2 protein-coding genes are annotated in these 1471 nt (G+C 68.5%); one reads left to right on the top strand and one right to left on the bottom strand.

Annotated features, from left to right (window positions below; translation table 11 throughout):
- Positions 1-791 precede the first annotated feature (791 nt).
- The coding region (locus UG55_RS30295) for a hypothetical protein (RefSeq protein WP_206779415.1) at positions 792-998 on the top strand (207 nt) is incomplete at its 5' end.
- Between the two features lie 222 nt (positions 999-1220).
- On the opposite strand, the gene UG55_RS30290 is transcribed toward UG55_RS30295, so the two are convergent.
- Positions 1221-1471: hypothetical protein (locus tag UG55_RS30290; RefSeq protein WP_206779414.1), on the bottom strand; the 251-nt coding region annotated here is incomplete at its 5' end.

Raw genomic sequence — 1471 nt, 5'->3', positions numbered from 1 at the left:
GGGTACGGAGGGTGGCAACCTCTCCGGACAGCAGGTGCGCGATGGACATCAGCAGGCGACAGCTCTGGGTCCTGGCCGGTCTCGGCCTGGTCCCGGCAGGTGNACTCATGACCGGCGGACGTGGCTCGTTCATCGAACACGGCCACCAGGTGATCGACGACATGTTCGCCGAGTACGGCTCCCGAGACCTCGCGGTCACCGCGTCGACCGCTGGCACCNACCTGCGCGGCCTGGTCGCACTGTCCGACCAGCGGANGACCCGGAAGACCCGGACCGAGCTGCTCACATTGGANGCGCGGGTTGGTGCGCTGCGCGCCCGTGCGTTGACCGACGCCGGACAGGTCGGGTCAGCCCGCGACGCGATCACGGGCGTACTCGCCCGGTCGGCACGGGCCGGTCACCGCGATGTCCTGGCCTACGCCTACGCCACCCGGTCGGCGGTCGAGCTACAGACCGGCCAGACCGCGGCTGCCCTGGAGTCCGCCCGGAAGGCGGTGGCGATCTCCCCGAACGATCCGCGTNGGCACCTGGCCGCAGCCCGAGCCCACGCCGCGCGGTTCGAGACGGACGAGGCGGAGCAGGTGGTCCGAACAGCCGAACGGCTGGTCGACGCTGCGGACGCGCCGATGACCGGACCACCCGCCCCGGGTGTGATCTCGCGGTTGGAGTGGGCGCGTGCGGCGGTCGACGTCCNCGCTCGGATCGGCGATGGGGACGAGGCGCGTCGGGTGTTGAACGAGACGGTTGCCGCCGTGCCTGCGCGGCTCCGAGGCGACACCGCCCAGGCGTTNGGCGCGTCGTACGCGCGGACGCTGGCGACGTCCGATCCGGACGAGGGCGCGCACATCCTTCACGAGACGCTGATGGCGTCGATGGCGATGGGCACGCCTGCGCGGTCGGTGGTGGAACGGGTCGATGCGTTCCTGCTGGCCGCCCCTCGCGATCACATCGCGGTGTACGGCCTGCGGTCGCTCCGCCGGGAGGTCACGGCGGTCTGACAGCCGCCGAGANCGACTAAACCCGGCAATGATCAATTAAATTTAGGTGGCGCGGTCCGTCGCCCGACTAATCGGATCGGGCGACGTCCGCGCCGACGCAGAGATGATCACGCTAGGTGACACGATCATGCGCCTGAGGTACGCTACCTCTGCGAGCCTCACAAACCACGCGCTCCGGCCAGGAAGTTTGGTTTATGGCCCGGTGGCGGCCGGCGGGTGCCGTTACGCCCCACTCGTCCGGTCCGCCGTACTCATCTTCTGTGGATCACGGCGGCTAGCCACCTCGGTGTCGTCGGAGTCGTCACGCGATCGCGATGACGACAGCTTCGCGATTCTTGCTTTTGTGATGGCAGCCATCTCGTGTTCAGTCGCGAGTTCGCGTTCGGACATGACCTTCTCGCGCGCTGCGCGGCGGAGTGAAATTTCGTGTGAAGTCTTCTGGGCCTGGGCGTAAAGGGTCATTCCCCTCGACC

It is taken from the genome of Frankia sp. EI5c (genome assembly GCF_001636565.1).
GTDB lineage: Bacteria > Actinomycetota > Actinomycetes > Frankiales > Frankiaceae > Parafrankia.
This window is presented reverse-complemented; position numbering and strand designations above follow the sequence as displayed.